Source organism: Ruegeria sp. CL6 (genome assembly GCF_056536465.1).
The window spans coordinates 63692-86621 of sequence record NZ_JBQFPR010000002.1 but is presented as its reverse complement, the minus strand read 5'-3'; the positions used below and the strand labels follow the sequence as shown (position 1 = coordinate 86621).

Annotated in this window: 1 protein-coding gene; it reads left to right on the top strand. The window is 55.8% G+C overall.

Features of this window, described 5'->3' with window-relative positions; translation table 11 throughout:
- The first annotated feature begins 13 nt into the window (after positions 1 to 13).
- Positions 14 to 22930: an LEPR-XLL domain-containing protein gene (locus tag ACR0LH_RS05440; RefSeq protein WP_480719983.1), complete on the top strand. Its 22917-nt coding sequence runs from the start codon at positions 14 to 16 to the stop codon at positions 22928 to 22930.

Below are 22930 nucleotides of genomic sequence, written 5' to 3'. Positions count from 1 at the left end.
GGGGGCCGAAGATATGTCTTTTCCGTTTGCTGCCAAGGCGCCGTGTGCGTCGTCTTCACCTGAGGGTTGGGGCCGGAGGCTAAGAAGGGGTTTCGCAGCCGATAAAAGACGCCGCCGCCGTCATTGCGCGCGCGATGCGGCAACACGCCTGATCTATGAACCGCTTGAGCCGAGGTTGCTGCTGAGCGCCGATATTATGGCAGTTGATCTGACCGGCACCCCCGATGCCGAGTTGGACAATTCGCTGCTGGTGCGCCTGATCGAAGAGGCTGATACGATCGGAGATTACGCCGTCAGCGTATCGATGATCGAAATCGTTGATGAAGACAGCGGCGACGTTCTCCAGACTGCCGAACTCGACGGTATTCGTGAAATCCAAATTCTGACGGGCGAGGGGGATGACCGTGTCCGCATTGATGTCGGGTCCTTCGGCGATCAGTCTCTTCCGTCGATTTCACTTGATGGTGGTGTCGGAAATGACGAACTCGTTCTGGACGGTGGTGCGGGCAGTCAGAACTGGACAATTGACGGTGTAAATTCCGGCGCGCTTGATGGCGTTGTCGATGGCACGTTTGATGATGTTGAAACCATCATCGGGGCTGATACGACCGACGACCATTTCACCTTGTCTGACCAAGGCAGCCTGAGCGGTGGCCTTGAAGGCGGCGATGGCGGCTATGATGTTCTGACCATTGACGTGTCACAGATTGACTCGTTGAGCTATGTTGCGACCGGATCCCACTCCGGTAGCTTCGACATTGATGGTAATATTCTGGCATTTGACGGCCTGGAGCCGGTAGAAGTCACAGCCATCTCTGGCTTGATCAATATCGAAATTGACACCAGCGACGCAGGCACCACTGACTCAGATAATCAGGCCATACTGCGCGAAAACACAAATGGCATGTTTTCGAACGATTTTGAGCTTGTGCCGCTGGATGGAAGTTTCGAATCCCTGCATTTCGACGCGCCTTCATCCGGCATCACCATCGATATGGGGGACGGCGACGACGTTCTGTTTGTCGGTGATCTTGGTCAGGATCTGACATCCGACCTGACCTTGCAGGGTGGTGAAGGCAACGACATGATCATCTTCCGTGATGATCTGACGATGCCCGGTCAGGCGCTTGTCGCCAATGCCGAGACTATTTCGGTTGGCTGGGACTATACCATTTCGCAGGCGGGTACTGGCTGGGATACCGGTGACAGCTATTCCGGAGTTTCGCCGGACAGTGCGAAGAAATCCGATACCACAACAGACTCAGACGGTTCCGGGCTGCTGGCGGACATCTATACCGACGACAGCGGTGATGTGTTTATCCGAATTACGGATATCGGTGAAGGGTACGAAGATGGCGATATCCTGACATTTGATGATCCCGATGGCAGTGGTGTATCGCTGAAAATCACCCTCGATTTTTCGGCTGTAACGATCGACACGCGCGATCTGAATTTGGCAGGGGACGAATCCGTAGGAAATTCGGGCAATATATCTCTTGGGCTCTTTGTCACTCAGAACATCAACTACACCACGCATGACCTGACCGAAGATCTGGTGCAGGGCGATGTTGTGCGTGTCGAAGATGACGAAACGCTGCTGGGATTCACCGACAACGCGTTTGCTGATCATGTCACGGCCGAGGCCGGTTTGTTTGACCTCGACATAACCGGAACAAACACATTTGAATTGCTGATGGGCGAAACAGTCTATGTGGATGTCTTCGGCGTCGACCCCCTGTCGATCTATTCAAATTATACGCCGGGCACTCTGGATCATCTCTATGAATATATTGGTCCGGACGACCTGACATTCGACCTGACAACGGCAAATTTCAACGACGGAACCAAATGGCTTGATCTGGGTGATGCCGACGATTTGCCTGATCCATTCATCACCGGGTTCGCGGGGGCCGGGATGGTGGACGGTCTGTACGAATTCAAGCTTGCAACGGATAGCGATGTTGACCTGAATTCCGAAGATTTCACCGATAGCTCGCGTTGGACCTTTTTGGGCACAATTCAATCCGTCGGTCAGGCTGCCGAGGTCATAGTCGTCAACGACAACTCCAAGCTGTTGGCGGGCGAGGTTGGGACCACCGCATTTGACGCCGGAGACGTGCGGCTGAAGGTCGAACAGGTCGGCGGATCAACTTTTCAGGGATTTGCCGATATTGACACATCGGATGTGTCGATCATCATCGGAACCGGGGTAGAGATCACCGGCGACGTGATGGAGCTGAACGCGCTAGCCGACAACTCGCGTGTATTTCTGGATGGTGAGATTCCCGAGGCCGATGCCGATGGAAATCTGGATCCGAATTTCTTTCTCGACAGCGTGACATCCTTGGTCACTGGCCTTGAAGGCTTCTCGCTTTTCGGTGGTGTGGCGATTTCAAATGCGTCCGCCACGATTGACGTTGCGGATGGGGCGTCTTTTGTCGGCGGCTCGTTCTCTGCCATTGCTGAGGCCGAGGTTGAAGCATCGTCCGCCCCCATCGGATTGGGTCTGGGTGTAGCCGTCGCGGTGGCCAATTCGAATGCGAATGTGACCTTTGCCGGTGATGTGAACGTATCCGGTGATATCTATATCCGTTCAGGAACCGACAATACGCTGGATGCGCGCGGCGACGCGGGCAACTTCCCAGTGGCGGTTAAGGGTGCCTCGATCGGCGTTGCCGTCACTGTGCTGGAATCCAATTCTACGGCTTGGGTCACGGACGCGGCCATGCTGACCGCCGGTGGCCTGCTGACCGTTCGAGCGGATACGGTGGACCGAAACGTTACACTTGCCCGCTCGCGTACAGATTCTGAGGGCACGTTGGGCATTGGCGTTGCCGTCAAGGTCGAGAATGGCGAAACGAACGCATGGCTGGATGGTACAGCGAGCGCAGGCACGGACGTTGTTGTCGAAGCGCTGACTTCGACTGACACGATTGACACCAGTGCCTTGTTCATTCTTCCTTCCGTTGTTTCGGGAGTTTCGGCAGTTGCGGGTGTTGGAACGGACAGCACAGGCGATTTGCTGAAAGACTCGCAGAACGCAATTACATCAAGCAAAATCAACACGCTGAAAGAAAAGGTCGGAGCGGCAAGCGATGCCGCCGACTCGGGATCCGGCGGTTTGACCAGCAGTTTTGACTTCGGCGCTGCTGTTGCGATTGAAATCGACAAAAATGTCGCGTCAGCCAGAATTGGTGATAGTGACGCAGCAGGGGGTTCCGGAAAAGTCGTTGCAAAAACCGGCGATGTGACGGTGCGCGCAAGGGTCGAAAATCGTCCTGACATTACGGCGGCGTCTTCGGCAACGCAGGAAACGGTCGCGTTTCCGAAACCAGAAGGCGCTACGGGCTCGAAATTTGGGGGGTCTGCCGGTGTTGCGGTGGGCGAATATGTCAACGATGCGCAGGCCCATATCGGCGACGGCGCAGCTGTAGACGCGGCCGGGGCCCTGACGGTCTCTGCCGAAGCACTCAATGATTACACACCGCAATATCTGGTCGATCTTTTCGAAGCGGCGACCGCGTTCGATAACAACCCGGATATCGACTACGACACGACGGATACTAACGTTCAGCTTCAGGAATTCGACATCGTCCGGGCAAACCCGGCGTCGCCCGGGTTGGGCACTGCAAACCATGCTTATCGGTATATCGGCTCTGATCCGCTTGACGTAGCCAGCTTTGCAGCAGTGGATTTCACCGATGCAACCGCATGGGAAGATCTGGGCCTTCTGGATGTCGATCACTACTCGCGCGACGGATCGGTGGTTGTTCAAGACGAAGATATCGTTCGCGTTTCGCAGGAGCATCCAGACGACAAGGGTGAAGAGGGTGAGCTCTACCGCTATATCGGCAGTTCGCCGGGGGCCTCGATCAACCTTTCCGTCGAGGATTTCACGGATGATACCGAATGGGAATCCATTGGTGCTTTTGGAGCAACCGAGACGATTGTGTCGGTCATCGAGGAACTGACGGGCTATTTCAACTCGAACCTGGGTGTGAATGGCGGTCTTGTCGACAGCTGGAGCCAGGCAACGGCATCATCCGACGGTCTGGCCGTTGCTGCTGCAGTGACAGTTCTGGATCTTGACAGCATCGCCAAGGCCTGGATCGGCGACAACGCCCAGATCAATCAGGACACCAGCGTACTGACAGGTGTTGCACGGACCGGCGGTCAGACAGTGACGGTCACGGCCACCAGCATTGCTGACGCAGTTCACTTTGCGGGTAATATTGCGCTGCCGAGTATTTCCACCGGCGGATCCTCCACTGGGACGTCGACATTCAATGTCAATCCAACCTTGGGGGGCGTCGGGTCGTCCGGCGGTAAGGGCGGCGTTGGCATAACTGTTCTGGTCATTCTGCACGACAACGAAGTTGCGGCCGAAGTACGCAGCGGTGCGGTTGTTTATGCCGATAAGATGGACGTTGTCGCGGACAGCAGCGGCATGGCGATCTCGGTCACTGGGTCGGGCGGAAAGTCCGATAATTTCGGCTTTAACGGCGTCGTTTCGGTGTTCAACTTTGATAACTCGACGCATGCTGTTGTCGAAACCGGTGCACAGCTTACCATCGGTTCGGCCAGCGTTACGCCGACCTCGATGGATATCGATCAGAGCCTGAATGTTTCTGCCACTGACAGCACGCAACTCATTCAGCTGACCGGGGCGTTATCCTTGGGTAGCGGTGTGGGGGTTGGTGCGACGGTTTCGGTCAATACGATCAACCGGGACACGCGCGCGGTAATCGGAAACGCCGATATTGCCGAAAGCATCGACGGCGTCGACGACGACACTCAGGCAAGCACGCCTTCAAACATTGCGCAAACTGTGGACGCAGTCGGCGACGTTTCGGTGTCGGCCATCAACACCGGCCTGATCGTGGCAGTGGCGATTTCAGCTTCGGTCAAATCTGACGCCAGCCCTGATGCCGACTCCGCAACAAACCCGGGGGCGCAGACCAATAGTAGAACCGGGTCCAAATTCGGGGCGGGCGTGTCAGCCAATGTGTCGATCAACAACGTAAGCGATACAGCGCTGGCCTATGTTCACGACGCAAATATAGACGCGGCTTCTTTGGATATTGACGCGTCCAACGATACGTCGATCTGGGCGTTCTCGGGCTCGGTTGCCGTGACCGTTTCACAAGGTACGTCTGCCTCGCTTGCCGGTGCCTACAGCCAGAATACCATTGATCTGCGCACGCTGGCGATGATGGACAATGCGGATGCGGAAACCGGCACCGGTGCCATCACCATGGACGCCGTATCGGCAAGCGGCATCTTGTCGATTGGGGTGTCGGGTGCAGTTTCGACGTCTTCCAATTCACTCTCGATCGCAGGGCAGGTGTCTTACAACGACATCGATATGATGACCTCGTCGCGGGTGGTGGACTCGAATGTCGACGGTGGAAGCCTGAGCCTGACGGCCTACGACGAAAGCGAGATTTTCTCGATCGCGGGCGCGGTCGCATTTGGCGGCAAGGCCGGGATCGGAGCCTCGGTCGGGGTCAACCTGATTTCGGATTTCGATAGCGGTGAAAAAGGTATAAGTGCCTTCATCAAAAACTCGGACGTGGATGTCGACAACGACGTTTCGCTTTCAGGGTTCTCGGGGACGCAGATAATTGGTGTAGCGGCTGCCGTATCGGCGGCGACAGGACCTTTGGCGGCCAGCGTTGCCGTCGTCGTAAACGAAATCGACGTTACCACCCAAGTCTTTATCGAAGGCAAGCTGCTGGATGGCCTTGATGCCGGCGGCGATGTATATCTGAGCGCATATGACAACGCGGCTATCGGCTCGGTGGCAGGTGGCGTCGGGATCAGCGGCGGTGCCGCGGGCATCGGCGCATCAGTGGCTGTCAATACGATCACCAACGACACGTCCGCGAAAATTAATGGCGATGCGGATGTCGATGTAGATGGTCACGTGATTATGTCGTCCACCTCGGACAGCTACATCCTGTCAGTTGCTATCGCTGGTGCTGGGGCATCGACTGCCGCGTTCGGCGGATCGGTTGCAATCAACTCGGTCGGCACGACCGCGGATATGGCAACAACCGAAGCCGTCATCGGCGGCAGTGCCCAAATCGTTGCCGACGGCAATGTCATCCTTGCGTCGCAGAACAACGCGATCCTGACAACAATCGCCGGTGCCGTCGCCATTGCGGGCACGGCAGGTGTGGGGGTTTCCAATTCTACAGTCGTAACGGCCCGCGAGGTTCGGTCCGAAATCAAAGGCACGGCCAAGGTCACCGCTCTGGGTAACTCTGGCGCTGACACTGTTCAAGTCGGGCGCGACGGGCAAAGGTTCACAGATTCAACTTTCCGCGGAATATCAGTTACAGCCGAGGCCGAACTGGACGTGGTAACAATTGCCATCGGCGGCGCCGGCGGTGGCTCTGCGGCAGTCGCCGGTTCAGCAACGGTTTCGACAATTGACGACTCGGTCGCGGCCCGCGTTACATCGAATACCAAACTCAATGAAAACAATAGCGGCGCAAATGTGGATCAGGGGATCAACATTTTTGCCTATAACCAGACGGAAATCATCGGATCGGCCGGTGGTGTTTCTGGTTCCGGCACGTTCGGCGGTACCGCTGGCGCAGATGTCGGCGTTATTGATAAATCAACCATAGCCGAACTGTCTTCGGTCGACGCAAACGCAAGAGACCTGATATCCGTTCAGGCCGTTTCCAAAGAAGATGTCGTTTCCCTGACCGCCTCGGTCGCGGTGGGCGGTACGGTTGGTCTGGCCGGTGCCGCCGGGGTTTATCTGTTTGGCGAATCCGGCACCGACCCGATTGTCACGCGTGCATTTATCGGAGCAAATGCCGATATCTTTACCGAAGGAACCGTTGTTGTGGCGGCGGATCAGTCGACTAACGCGGACTTCTTCGTGGGTGGTGTATCGGCAAGCCTTGGCGGAGCCGTGGGTGCAACCGCAGGCGTTTCCGTCATCAACAAGCTGACAGAAGCCTATATCGGCGACGACGCAACAGTGATTGCTCGGGGAGCGTCGGGGCGCGATACCGGGCAATTCGCTCTTGGGTTAGATGATGCCACTTATTCGAACGATGACGCCAGCGACGAAAACGAAGTTTCCCCTCCTTCGGGATTGAGCGTGGGCGACGAAAATGACGACGGCACGGCAGACAGCTCGAATGAATCGCTGTTTAAAGATCGCAACGTGAATGTCGATTACGAAGCTCGAAACGGGATCTCGGTCACGGCAACCAATACAGATGAGTTTGAGGCCCTGATTGTCGCCGTCGGTGGCGGCGCAGTGTCGGGGCAGGTTGCGGCGCTTGTGGTTGTCGGAGATGTGGCCACGCACGCCTATATCGACAACAACGCGACCGTAACTGCGTCAGGAGGCGCAGGGTCTGGAAACGTGAATGTCGCAGCGTTGAACGATTATCATGCGTTTTTCATCGCGGCGCCGATTTCGGTTTCGCTGGCGGGCGGTGTGTCTGCCGGCGCGGCCGTGAATGTGCTGTCGCTCGATACACGCGCCGTTATTGGCGACGACACAGATATCGATGCGGATCATGACGTGCGCCTGATTGCAGAAAGCGATCAGGACATTTTGGTCACGGCGGCGTCTGTTGGCGTCTCTGGCGGTATCGGCGTTGCGCTGGCAGGTGTTTATGTCGATCTGACGTCAACCACGCAGGCCTACGTCCGTGACGATACCCCGGATGCGGCAGGAAACGACACCGGGATCGACAAGGATGGCGACAACGACAATAGCGGTGCATCGATTAAGGCCGGGCATGACGTGATTGTCAGCGCGGATGATGACACCAGTATTCTCAACATCGGCGGGGCACTGGGCGTCGGGATCGGCGGCGGCGGTGTTGGGGCCGGATTTACAGTGGCAACGATTTCCAAAGATACCGTTGCCTATATCGGCGACTATGCCGAGGTTGATGCGCTGGCCGGAAGTAACACCGGAGCGGATCTGCCGGATACACTGAACAGCGGCAGACCGTCCAGCCTGACGGGTGTTATCGTTGCGGCTGATAGCAGCGAGATCATTGACAGTTTTGCCGTTGCAGCGGCCGGTGGTTCCTTTGTCGGCGTGGCCGGGGCTGTGTCCGTTATCATCGTGGACAGCGATACGACAGCGGGTATTGCCAACAACACCAAGATCAACACGCTCGACCAAGCCAACGCCAGCACCAATCAGGAAGTTTTTGTGGGTGCGACGAACCGGTCCGAGTTCTTCTCGATCGGTGCAGGCCTGTCTGTCAGCCTTGGTGGCTCAATCGGTGCGGGTGTTGATATCGGCGTTGTTAGAAATGATGTCAGCGCGTTCGTGGGCGGTGAAGTCAATGCCAAAGACCGCGTCGTCATTGATGCCGATTCCGAAAAAACCCTGCTGTCCGTCGCCGCGACGGCTTCGGTCGGGGTTGCTGGGATCGCGGCCGCGGTTTCGGTTTGGTCCGTGGGCAGCGATTTCAGCGAAAGCGATGTGACCGGACGAACAAATGAAGATAACGACTCGGTTGTCAGCGGCGATGATCTGGACGACGTGGAAGATCTAGCCAATGACAACGCGGTTCCCAGCGACCTGACATCGACCCTTTCGAATTACGGTGACGACAACAGTTCGGGGTCTGGCGACAATTCCGATCCCGAGAATGACGCGTTGATGTCCGGTGCGATGGGAAAAGCCTCGACTGCGCTTTCGGGCTCTTCGCCTTCAATTTCATTTAGCGACACCACATCTGCTCCAGGTGTGTCTGCCTATATTCTCGCGGGTGCGGATATTGATGTTGGCAATGATATTGTTGTCGAAGCCGATGAAAATATTCAGCTAAACGTTCTGGCAGGTGGTGCGGCGGCTGGCCTTGTGGGCTTTGGCGCGTCCGTTTCGGTCGTCAATGTATCCAGCAATGTGCAAGCCTATGTGGAAGACGGTGCAAACGCGGCATCCGGAGCGCGATTGGAAACCGGTGGGTCGTCTGGCGACGACATCACGTTACGGGCCAACTATTACGAACGCACGACAGTCACATCTTTTGCCGGTCAGGCCGGCTTGGTCGGTGCCGGTGGCGCGTTGGTCTTCGTCGACAGTAATTCGGCCCAGTCCAGCTATATTGGCAACCACACCAACATCGTCGATGCAGGTGGGGTCATCCTCGACAGCGACGCCGATATTGGTGTCACAGCCCAAACGTTGCAGGCGTCAGTTGGCTTGGTCAGCGCGGGAATCTCGGTTGCGACAGCGAATGCCGCGCATTCAACAACCGCTTCTACAGGCACAGATGTCACGATGGGTTCGGATGCCGACAAAATTCGTACGCTGGACATTACCGCCGACAGCACAATCAGCGTAACCGCTGATGCCACGGTCATAGGCGCATCACTTGCGGCCTCAGTATCGGCGAATTCGTCCACTGCGACCTCGACATCGACCGTAAGAACCGAGCTGGGTGCCCGGACAGATATCTCGGCAAGTGGGGATGTTCTGATGCGTGCCCGCGCATCAGGAGATGTGATTTCTGACCTTCAGGGCACAACTGTCTCGGGTCTTGCCTCAATCGCTTCAAGCAATGCCACTGCGATCTGGACGAATACCGTCACGACTGAACTGAAAAGCGATGTCGAAATCGTAGCGGACGACGTCGAATTCGAAGCCTTCACCAACCACAATGCCTCGGGCACTCTTCAGAGTAGCAATAAGGTCAGCGCGGAAGCGACGTCATCATCTGCTGCGGCCCTTGCTTTCGGTGCCGGTACGGTGGTCGATGCGCGGCAGATCACAGATGCCAAAGTCACAATCGGTGCAGGGGTCGTGATAACGGCTGCTTCCCTGACCGGGACCACAAAAACACGAAATAACGTGGACGCAATGGTCGATGATCTAGCTGCTGGCGTTATAGGAGTTGGTATTCCGATTGCAAACGCATTGATCGACAATGAATCCGAAGTGACGACCAAGGATGCCTCGTCATCCGATAAATCAATCTTCAATATCTCAGGCACTTTCCGTTTCAGCGCCAACAGCGACAGCGACGCGGACGCGATCATAGAATCTGAAGCATACGGATTGGGCGCGGCCTCGGTTGGGTCGGCGACTACCACCCTTTCAAGAAACGACGTTTTCGCATTTGTCGGCAAACATAACCAGATCGGCTCAGATACTGCGCGGACTGCCAAGGTCGAACTGCTCACTGACAATGCAATGAACCTTGATGCGGAAATGGAGATTACCGCAGCAGGTGCCGTAACCTCAATCCGAGGGAACGCTACGGTCAATGCCGGTGGGGCAGGTGCGGCCGATGGGTTGAACAAGGTTGGTATCGACGACAACTCGGAAGTCTACGCCACGGACGTAGAATTCTATGCCAAGGATGATGGTCTGGATATTCGGGCGCGGGCGGATTCCGACGTCGATTTTGCGCTCGGTGGGAATGTCGATGCCTACAGCATCGGGGACGTTCGCAGCGAAACACTCGTTTTCATCGGGGCTGATGCGCTGATTGATGCAGAAGAGAATGTGGATTTGTTCTCAAAACAGTTTGGCGTGAAAACGGATGTGGATGCGTTGACAGCAATTTTGGGTGCTTCAGGCAACCTGACATCCGATGCCACGGCCGACATCCGAGCCAATTCCAACATTACCGCCGAAAGTGGTGCGGTTGTAACCGGGCGGTTTATTGATGTCGTAGCCGAGACCCAGCAGTTCTCGGGCGACTATAGCCGGGTTGCGGAAACAGATGCGGAAACGGTAACCCAACTGGTCGCAACGGTCGTCGGCGAGACCTGTTCAGTGGTGGTCGAGATCTTCACATTCGGTTTGGCGGATGGGGATGAGGTCTGCGAACCCGTCATCGAGTTCGTTGAAGAAGTCATTCAGGCGGATTCCGATGCGTTCCGCCGCGGTTCCGAAGTTAAACAAAGCACGATTACCTGGAACGCGGACGTCAATGTCAGATCTGAACTGAATCCTTTCATCCACATTGATGAAAATGGCGTTGTGACCGGAAATGTAACCGGCGTCAGTGTTGATAACGCTGCTGAAACCGTCACTATCCCGGACATTCGGAATACTTCAACGGGTACGTTGCGCTTTAACGCAACCGGTGGGTCCAGCAAAATTCTAAGTACTGAGCCTGTTATTGTGAACCTTCTGAAATCCTACGAGTCGGTTACGATCATCAACGAGAGTGACTACGATCTTGTGATTCAAGGGATTTCTGTTTGGAATAAGAACCAAACAGTCAACGATATTTCGATCGACGTGGCGATTCAGACGGATTTTCCACAGCTTACGTCGGCCACTTTTGCGACGGCCTCGGATGGGTATCTGATCGAAACGAATTTTGATGATTCCGTCGTTGATATTTCCGCGACTGGAACCGGTGACATCCTGTTCAAAGGCGCGGATACAATTGTCACACAGACCGTTGGGGGCGTTGTTCTAGATCCGTTGCCTGCCTCGGTTGAAAACCCCGGAGGTACGACTAATGTGACCGCCGCAAATGGCGACATCCTCATGACTTCGGGCGATGATGCGACATTGCACACACGTCGTTTGAACTTGTTGGCGGTCAACGGGCAAATCGGTGAGACGAAAACCGTTGGAAATGGTCAGAACGCCGTGGATTTTGGCGCCATCCGGGTCGAGTTGATTCAGGCCACAGACGGCGCGACGCCGTTGGATGCCACTTTCCTGGCGGTGGCCTCCGGTGACATTGACGTCGAGATCACAGGCATTCAGCGCGACAGTCGCGATCTGTCCCTTTACATGGAAAAGGTTGAATCCACCTCGGGCGACGTGGACCTGACCTTCCTGCAACCGCTTAGCCAAACTTCGACAATTCAGTCGGTTGGTGTCACGCAGCGCGTTATCGACGTGGTCGGCGGCACAACGGTCACTTTTGATGCCACCACGCAGACGACCGATACCTTCACGTCGACAAACCATGGGTTCGAAAGTGGCGACCTGGTGGTTTACCGGGCGAATTACAGCGCCGGCACCCCGATCAATTTCCAACCGGGTCTAACAATTTCCAATGATGAAATCGACTTTGGCGTTGCCCATGGACTTTCCACAGGGCAGGCGGTGATCTATTCGGCTGACGCTAATTCCATGGACGCTTACCTGGGTACCGAGATTGGCGGACTGACCGATGGCGGAACGTATTTCGTCATCTCAACCGGAACAAACACCATCAAATTGGCGGTCAGCTACGACGACGCCATTTCTGGTTCGGGTGTGGAAATTACGCTGGATGCTGATACTGCGCAGTCCGCGCAAACGTTCTCGCCCAGTTCCATCACAACCGCTGCACCCAGCAGCGTGTTCGATCCGTCGACAGCTGTTTCAGCGGATTTGACCGTTTTGGAATTCAATCCGGAGTCAAATATTGGTGAATCGCCCGCGGTGGCTGTTTTCGCGCCCGGGATCGATGTGGAAATCGCGACAACGGAATTCACCTTCGATCCTGCAAATGCGGTTGATGCGGCTGATATCATCACGCTGACCGCGAACCATGGTTATGAAACCGGTGATGTTGTTGTTTACTCCACTGGCTCAACTGCTATTGGCGGGCTGACGTCTGGGGTTCGGTACTATGCGATTGTCGTGTCGGATACGACGCTGAAACTGGCCGCCAACCGGGGCGATGCGCTTGCGGGCACCGCGATTGATTTGAATGAAACGGTTGCGACGGGTACGGACCATATGCTCCAGAAACCTTCGCAGGATACCATTCGGTTTGCTCAAGCCCATGATTTCGCAAATGCCGAGGCTATTACCTATGACGCAAACGGCTTTGCGCCCGTCGGCTCGACAACGTCGAGCCTGATGGATGGCGGTGTCTACTATGCGATTGTCATAGACGCCAACACAATCCAGTTGGCGGTCGATGCCACGAATGCCGGGACGGGTACAGCGATTGCGCTGGATCCGGAAATCGGGTTCGGCTCTGGCCATAGCTTCACCGGGTCGGTCGGTGCGGGCGTGGTGTCTGACGGCATTGACTTCGGCGCAGCTCACAACCTGTCAACGGGCGATGCCGTTGTTTATTCGAACGGCGGCGGCGGTAATACAAGCGTCGGCGGTCTTGTCTCGGGTCAGACATATTATGTAATTTTCGTTGACAGCGACACGATCAAATTGGCGACGTCAAATGCTGACGCGACCAATGGAACCGCTATTGATCTAGACGAAAGCTCGGCTGCTGTCGTCGAGGGAGGAATGGCGGGCGGTTCCCACAGTTTGACTATCGTATCGTCGACCGCGCCCAATGCAATCACGACCTCAGGTGCCCACGGGTTCAGCACTGGTGATGTGGTCATTTACTCGCACGGCGGGGACACCGCGATCGGCGGTTTGGTCGACGGTGCATCGTATTACGTCATCGAGATCAGCAATACCGTTGTTCAACTGGCCGCAACGCTGGCCGATGCCAATCAGGGCAAAGCGATTGATCTGGACGAAATGGCCGCAACGGGAACAAATCATTCTCTGACCGCGCCGCAGACTGATCCTGCGGATATGATTACTTTTGCCTCAGCGCACGGGTTCACAAGCGGGCAGGCTGTGCAATACATCCGCACCGGCGGCAGCACGGATGTCGGCGGACTGAATAGTGACGGTACCGTAACCTATTACGTCATCGTGATCTCGGATACACAGATTCAGCTTGCGGCATCTCGGGCCGCGGCCACGGGGTTCAATATCGACGGAACGCCAGCAGGCGTCAATCCAATTGACCTTGATGGCACAGTTGCAAATGGATCTTCTCATACGATCGTCGCGGTTACGTCTGATCACTCTCTGACTCCTTCGGGCGATATTGGCGGTCTGGTCTCCGGTCAGACTTACGAAGTAGCCAACGTGACAAACGATACGTTCCAACTTGTTGTACAAGGCGGTTCGACACCGATTGCCTTGGACGAAACCCTTGCCCAAGGCACCGCACACACGTTGATTGGTGACAGCTATACCTCCTCAACGGTTCAGCGCAGCCAGATCACCTTTAGTTCCAGCGATGCGGACGCCGATATTCTTGCGTGGAAACCCGGCGACACTTCGGTAACCGGCATCAAGGCAGCGGGTGATATCTCTGTTTCGGTGGCGACATCGGGCGCTGGCAATGTGATGACCGATGTTTCTCTGACCGGGAACATTGACGGCAGCGACACCGGTCGGGTCGATATTCGTGTGACAGGTCTTATCGACGTTGACGAGGCATCGGGTGATTTCCGCATCGGTACGATCCGTACGCTGAACGGAGATATAACGCTGCGCTCGGTGACGGGGGACATTATTTCCGTGACCGGTGGGTCGCTGGATATCTATTCAGATACGCCCGGAATTGTCACGCTGATTTCGGACCTCGGAGCTGTGGGCGAGGCTTTGGATTCCCTGAAAGTGGATTCCGCATCTCTTGTCATTTCGTCTAAAAATTCGGTTTGGGTGGATGAAACCGACGGGAATATGAATGTCACATCGGCGATGTCCAGCGATGGCAACGTCACGCTTCGGGCGATTGACACAAACAGCGATATAGTCATCAACAAGATCGAAGCCCGCAAAGGTGTTGTCACGCTGACGGCCGAACGCAGCATTCTTGACCACGCCAATGATGCAGTGGTGGATATCGAAGCGAACACCATCGACCTTGAGGCGAAATCCGGGAGCATTGGCGTTGCTTCGAACGGGGTCGAGGTCGATTCCAGTTACACCAGCAGCGGATTGATCACTTTGGACGGGGTCACAGGCGCGAACATCGAAGAAGTTGCGGCGGCTCTGAATGCCGGTGCGATGGTCGTCTCTGCTGGCGTGTTGGCATTGAAGGTGCGCGACAGTTCCGCATCGGGCGAAGATTATGTCCAGGCCGGTTCTGACACGGTGTCGGGTTCATCCGGCGTAACGATCCAGGCTGGCGATAACCTGACTTTGGGTGCGAACGCGTCGATTACGTCATCGGCTGGCAACATCTCGTTGTTCGGCGATTTTGGGACGCCCGATCCCGATGGGGCGGGAACAATTATGTCACTGAACGGTATCGTCAGCGCTAATGGTACTGTTTCGATCCTGACCGGAGATGATGCGGATACCGTCACCGTAGCAGGAAGTGTCACTGGCGGTGGTGCAGTAATGCTGTCCACCGGAGAAGGCAATGATATTGTCACAGTCAGCCTCGGCGGGATTCTGAAATCGACAGGTGCCGCTCTGACATTCGATACAGGTGATGGTGCAGATGATGTGACTATCGCCGGGTCCGCAAACGGTGTTTCAGCCGTCGTGCAGATGAAGGATGGTAATGACGATCTGATCGTTTCCGGTAGCCTGGCGGCGACCGGAGGGCTCGCCCTGATCGCAATGGACGGACTTGGCGATAGCGGCGACGACACGGCAACCATTCAGGCCAACGCGTCGGTTACGGCGACAGGGGCACTGAACTTTGAATTCGGTAATGGCACAAACCTCTTGGATATTGATGGAACCGCAAGTGGGCAATCTGTCCTTGTCGCATCTGGGGCAGGCGTCGATACGGTTGATGTCGCGGGGAATTCGCTGACGACGACCAATGGTAACCTGATCATGTTGCTGGGCAGTGGCGCAGATGTGCTGACAGTGACCGGGCTGGTACAAGCCACTGGGGGCAAGATCGACATCAATACGGGGTCTGGTGTAGATACCGTAACGATCAGCGGTACCGTTGACGCGAGCGGCGATCTTATCCTGAAGACCGAAGGCGGCGATGATACGCTGGCCGTGCAAAGCACCGGTCTCATGGTGGGCGCCAATGTGGTGATCGATACAGGCGCGCAAAACGATACAGTCAGGGTTTTGGCTGGTGGGCTGGTTAATGCAGATACTGGCCGATTCGATCTGGACCTGCAGTCTGGTGCGGACGAGTTGACGGTAAACGGCGAACTGCGCGCTGTGACGGAGCTTGATATCACCAGCGGCATTGGAACCGACACCGTGTTCGTTGACGGTGAGCTTGATGCGCCAATGATAAATCTGGCGACAGGTGCGCAAAATGATCTTGTGACACTGGATGGTGCTGACCTCAACGGATCGGTTGATGTGTCGTTGGGCGATGGAAACGATACGTTCCGCGCGTTGCTTTTGCCGACGCCGACGGAAATCGCCATCGGTGACATTACCGTGGATGGTGGTGCTGGTTCGGATGACTATTACATCAGCCTGACTGGTATCTCCGATTATCGGATGACCATTGCAGATACCGGCGATCTGACCGCCGGTGTCGACGAGCTGGACGTTTTGCTGACCAACAACGCCGATATATTCTTGATCCGCGAAAACTTCATGGCGTTGCTGCAGGATGGTATGAGTGGCCTGAACAGCACCTATGAACGTATCGACTATGACGGCAACTTGAACGAACGGGTTCGTGTTCGCGCCTTTGACGGCGATGATGCGTTCTATGTCGATGATACGAGCGCCGTGTTTACAATAGATGGCGGTCTAGGGGCCGATGCTTTCCAGATCGGTCAGGTCTTCGGGCATGATCCGAATGTTGATGGAAACCTTGTGGGCGAAGACGCGATCGCAGTTCAGCCGCTGGATTCCGGCTTCCTGTCGCGTGGCATTTCCCTGCCGATGGTCATCTACGGTGGCGAAGGTAATGACGATTTCTCGGTCTTCTCGAACAAGGCGGACCTTCGCCTTGAAGGCGAAGGCGGTGACGACAATTTCGTGGTGCGTGCCTTCGTTCTGGGGACTGACATAACCGAAATCGACGGCGGTGTCGGGTCAGACTTTATCCAGTACAACATCAATTCCCCGGTTTCGATCGAGGGCGGCGATGGCACTGATCAGGTGATCGTTGTTGGCACCAATCAGCCTGATAACTTCCTGATCACGCGCGACGGTATCTTTGGAGCAGGTCTGAGTGTTACATTCTCGGGCGTAGAAGTAGCCAAGGTCGACGGGCTTGAAGGCGATGACAAGTTCTTTATCCAAAGTACCAATAAGGACGTGCTGACTATTGCCGTTGGCGGGCTTGGATCAGATACGTTTAACGTGACCGGAGATATTACCGGAACCATCCAGGCCTCGGAACTTGACGGTGCCAGATCTTCGGTGAACCACGGGTTCAATACCACGGATATGGCATATTCGGATGCAGGGGCTGTCGGTATTGATCTGACCGTTGCAAATGCGGTCGATAACCCGATTACAGTGACGAAAACTGGCGCGGATACATCCGTATTTGAGGACGATGCACTTAGCATAGACAGCTATGATATCTCGCTAACCTCAGCATCCAGCGAAATCGTCTATGTCACAATTTCCGCCAGCCTCGCCTCGTCAACAGTCAAGGGCAAAGACCTGTTTTTGACATTCGATAGCGCAGCGGGAACCATCACGAATGATGGCCCGGACTGGGCTGCCTTGGGCTTTGCCGCTGGTCAAACTATTGAAGTAGTTTCGGGCACGAATGCAGGAAATTATCAGATCGCTTCGCTGTCAGGAACCGTCTTGACAGTCGTGTCCGGGACACTGACCGATATCACCGAAACAAGCGATGTTATTGGGACGAAAGTCGAAGACGAGGGGTCCCAGACGATCGAAGTCAGCACGGATGGCGGAAGTACTTGGGCGCGGGCTTCGATTCTTGAATTCGCGGCAGGCGAAACCGGACCGAAATCCGTCATAGTACGGGCTATGTCCGACATCGTGCAGGAAGGTTTGACTTCGGTCTTCATCGCGCATGATGCGCAATCCGCAGACGCAAAATTCGACGATGCGGCGATTTCCAGCATCGAGGTTCTTGTCAGGGACGACGATGTCGGCGGCGTGCAGATCGTCGAAACAGACGGCGGGACGCATGTTCTGGAAGGCGTGGACGGAGTTAATGACAGCTACACAATTCGGTTGACCAAAGCGCCGACCGCTGACGTGACCGTTGTTGTGGCTGAAGAGCCCGGCTTTGATGGCTATCTGGAGTTCTCGCTGGACGGGGCGACGTGGAACACGACATTGAATGTCGATTTCGATGAAACCGACTGGCAAACGGACAAGACGGTCTTTGTACGCGCGACCCTGGATTCGGATGTCGAAGATGACCGCAGGATTTATGTGCAGCATTCTATTGTCAGCACTGATACACTGTTTAACGGTGCAGATACGCCTGAAGTGGTCGTCTTGGCACAGGATGATGACAAGGCGGGACTTTTCGTTTCACAAACCGATGGCGACACACGCCTGATTATTGGCGACAGCGCCGCGACCGATCGCGACGACATCTATACGATCCGACTGACGCAAGCTCCGACAGAGTCCGTTTCGGTGCAACTGCTGCTGGGCGGAAAAGTCGACATCGTTTCCGCTTCGACCGTTGATTTGACAGATGACCGGCTGGTCGACGAGTTTACGACGGACGCAGATGGAAACCAGATTGCCGTCAAGGCGATCGTCTTTACCGCCGACAATTGGGATGTAGGGGTCGAGATCAAGCTGTCCGGCAACCTGGATGCGAATGGGACAATCTCGGATACGGCGGCCGGCCAAAACCTGCACCTTGCAAATGCAATCGAAGGGCAGATTGATATCATCGGCGGCGTCGAATTCGGCTCGGATTTCTCGCTGACCGAAGCAGTGGTACTGCCCTATGAAGATGCGGGTGGAATCCCCGCGGGCGATACCGATAGTTCGACGACCGGCAGCGATGAAACTGAAAGCATTGATGCGATCAACCTGTATGACGACAGTTCGGATGAAGATCAGACGGGTTATCTGAAAGGGCTTGATGCAGTCCTATCCAGCAACCTGACTTTCAGCAACACGACGCCCGAGATCGAAAAAGAACGGTCCTCGCTGACGGGTCTGGATATGCGTTTTGGGATCAGCTTCCGTGATATTGAGATCGCCGAGGTTCTGCTGGGTGATGGCAACGACATGTTCCTGGTGGATGGCCGACATCAGGCGGATGGCGATCATGGCGGCGTGATCGTCGTCCATGGCGCAGGCGGTGGCGACACCATCACTGTTCGGGACGGCACAAGCCCGACGGATGGATCGGATGCACGCGTTGTCATCTTTGGCGATACATCAGAAGACGCCGAACGCTATGATGCGACGCGCGGCGTGCCTTCGGATGACGCAATCGGCTTTGTCAATCCCGGCAATGACACGATCGACGCGTCTGGCGCAACTTTCACGGTCGCCATTGATGGCGGCGACGGAGACGACATTCTGACCGGCAGCTCGGTTGGCGATCACATCGCCGGCGGACGCGGCAATGACACGATCACCGCCGGAGATGGCGCAGACCATATCTACGGCGACAACGCGTTCAACTTTGCAACCTACGCGCGCGATCTCACGGTGGTCAATCTGGACGAAGCCGGCAATGACGAAATCGACGGCGGCGAAGGTGCCAACATTGTTTTCGGCGATATGGGTCAGATTGATCAGCTTGCAGGCACTGTCAGACTTGACACCACGGCCGAAGTCATCGCCGTTTTGACAACAGTTCCCGCCCTTGGCGGCGTTGATCGCATCCGTACCGGCAACGACGATGATATTGTTTTGGGCGGCAATGCCGGGGACGAGATCGATGTCTCCGAAGGCAATGACATCGTTCTGGGCGATCATGGCGTATTGACCGGGGAAACAACCGGTTGGACGGCGATATATGCGACCGATGACGCAGAAGGCGGTCGCGATAGCGTTCTGCTGGGCGGCGGCAACGATATCGCCATCGGCGGCGCTGAGATGGATCTGGTATTCGGAGAGGCCGGAAATGATCTGATCTTTGGTGACTTTGGTCGCCTGGACGCGACGCCAGACAATTACATCACAGGCGATGCTCTGCCGCTTGATACGAAAACGCCGACGTTTGAGTTTACGTCGATCTTTACAACGGAAATGTCCGGAGCGGGCGATATCCTGTTTGGTGACGGATCGCCGGCATATGATGGTCTTGTTTTGCTTCCCGGGGAGGGTGATGGCGACGACATCATTCTGGGTGGCCAGGGCGGTGACGTTATTCACGGCGGCTATGGCAATGACGATCTGATCGGCGGGCATAACGTTGCCGGCGGTCATGACGGCGGGGACCGGATTGATGGCGGCGGCGGCGCCGATGCGATTGCCGGTGACAACGCTGAAATCACCCGCAAGGCAGATGCGATTTCTCCCCGGTTCCGTGAATTGACCAACACCGGCGAAATCTACGGTGAGGACGGAGACGAAGATGGCCGCGTGTTGGTAGAAACAACGTATCAGGCCAATCCCGACGGCATCAGTGAACAGACGATCCTGATCCTTGACGCTGCCGCATCGGCTATGGGTAGCGTGGCGCTTTATGGCGATGATTTCATCGCCGGTGGCGCGGATGACGACACTATTTTTGGCCAGTTCGGAAATGACACGATTCAGGGTGATGGCGGTATTGGCGGCGTTTCTGTGAACAACGGCACAGCGATCAATGAAATGAGCGTGCTGATCCCAACGGACAATCTTGATGATATCGCCGCAGGTTTCACTGCTGGAGCAGAGCGTGATGGATCCGTTTTGGATGGTGTTGATGAGACGACCGGTTTGCTGAACATTGATACCTCTTTCGAGGTCAACGCTGCCATGAACGCAGCCAACGACGGCGATGACTACATCGAGGGGAACGCAGGCGAGGATGTGATCTTTGGCAATCTGGGCCGCGATGACATCATCGGCGGGTCATCGGATTTGTATGGTCTGACCGATCCCGCGGAACGCCCCGATGGCAATGATTTCATCTTTGGCGGCGCTGGAACGCAGATTGATCGCGACAGCACGAACGATCTGTCAAACGCTCAGATCCATGGCCGCGACAGCGATGTGATCGTTGGCGACAACGGCAATATCTATCGCTTGGTCGAAGACACAACTGAAAATGGTCCCAATGCGCCAGCTACGGCAGAGTATCTGACCTTTGCCTATGATACGTATGGCGAGACCACTCGGTTGCTGCCCCGCGCGGTTGAATTCCTCGACTATACCGAAGGTGATCCATCTGCATCCGGTACAATCGGCGGGAATGACGAAATTCACGGCGAAGACGGAGATGACACAGCCTATGGCATGTCGGGCAACGATGTCCTGTTCGGGGAACGTCAGAATGACGATCTGATAGGCGGCACCGGCAATGACTGGATATCCGGTGGTGCCGGTGTGGACGGGGTGATCGGTGATGACGGTCGGATTTACACTTCGCGCAATGGAACGGCCGAGGATCTGTACGGGATTTCGGCAACCAGTGAAGAAGTGATCTCGACCCGGCAGAACGGCCAATATGCAGTGATCAACGTCACGGGTGAGTTGAACAAAAGCGTCAACATCACCCCGTTCGAACCGACAACTATCGACGACAGCTTTGACGACATCATATTCGGTGGTCTGGGCGATGATTTCCTGCACGGGGCTGCAGGCGATGATGCCATATCGGGTGCCGAAGCCATCGACGTTGGCTATGCCATTGACAGAGCAGGGACGGTTTATGCCACCGGATATCTGCGGCCGTATGCGCCAGGGGATATTCTGGACTACGGCGTCAAAGCCACGGGTGACATAGAGTTCTGGTTGTTTGACGAAAACAACCCGCTGGTCAAAATTACGTTGCAAGTCGACGGCGCAGATGTCGAGTTCTTCCTGAACAACAACGCGTTGGAAGGGCCGGAAGACCCTCGTTCTTTGGTTGATGCAACCGTATATACCGACGGTGACGATCGCATCTTTGGCGATCTGGGCAATGACTGGCTTGTTGGCGGCACTGGGCGCGATAACCTTTATGGTGGACGTGGCGGCGATTTGTTGAATGTGGATGATGACCTGACCTCGGGCACGAACGGGGACAATCAGGCCACTGATACAAGCCCGGGCTATGAAGATCGCGCATTTGGGGGTGCAGGTCAGGACATTCTGATCGGAAATACCGGGGGTGACCGTCTGATAGACTGGTCGGGTGAATTCAACAGCTACTTCCTGCCGTTCAGCGCGTATGGCGAGCCGACGGTGTCGCGTTTGCTGTCACCGGAACTGCCTGACTTCCTTTACGCCCTGTCCGAAGCCGACGGTGCGGACCAAACATTGGGAACCGGCAATCGCAATGGAGAGCCATTTGGCGAGTTGGGTTTGGTGACCCAGAAAGATGCGGATTGGAACAATCAAACCGGTGCACCGGTCGATCCACAGCCAGGTACAGGAAACGCTCCGCGTGACGTGAACGTTACGGCCGCTGCAGGCGGGTTCAACGATCTGACCAGTCCGAACGTCAGTGGCGACTTTGGTGCGGTTGCAATGCCGCTGACAGCGTTTGCCATGGGAACTGGCGGTGACACAGTTTCGCAGTCCGAGGCAGAAGCGGCCTTTGAAGATGCTGTGAACTGGTGGTCGACCTATGATCCATCGGTTGCCGCATTGCTTCGAACCGTCGATGTCGTAGTCGCAGACCTTGACGGTCTGACGCTTGCGCAGGCGTCAGATGGCGTTATCACCGTGGATGCGGATGCTGCCGGACATGGCTGGTTCTTCGATGCCACACCGGACACGGATGATGACCTGACCGACGATGAGATGGATCTGTTCTCGGCGATGGTGCATGAAATCGGTCATTTGCTGGGATACGAACATGGCGATAGCCAAGTCATGGAAGAAGTTCTGTTTACCGGTGTTCGAACGGCCACTGAAGAAACCGAGATCATGAGCGCTCAGATCCTGCCATTCTCAACACCGGCCGAGGGTAATTCCAGGGCGCCAAAAGGTATGATCGACCAGACCCCCGCGCTGTCTCGCGGGCCAATGGTCACGCAGGCAAAATTGGGGAATGTAAGTTTCTTGATGGATGGCGATACCGGTGACCTTGTGCCCGATTTTGACCTGTACGACCCGCATGAGCGCAGAAGCACATTCGAGTTTGATGCAGTGTCCGGATTGTTGGTTAAGTCAGGTTGA

What these genes read in the sequence shown, in the direction of transcription:
- ACR0LH_RS05440 (WP_480719983.1), top strand. Translation starts at nt 14, where the DNA reads ATGTCTTTTCCGTTTGCTGCCAAGGCGCCGTGTGCGTCGTCTTCACCT.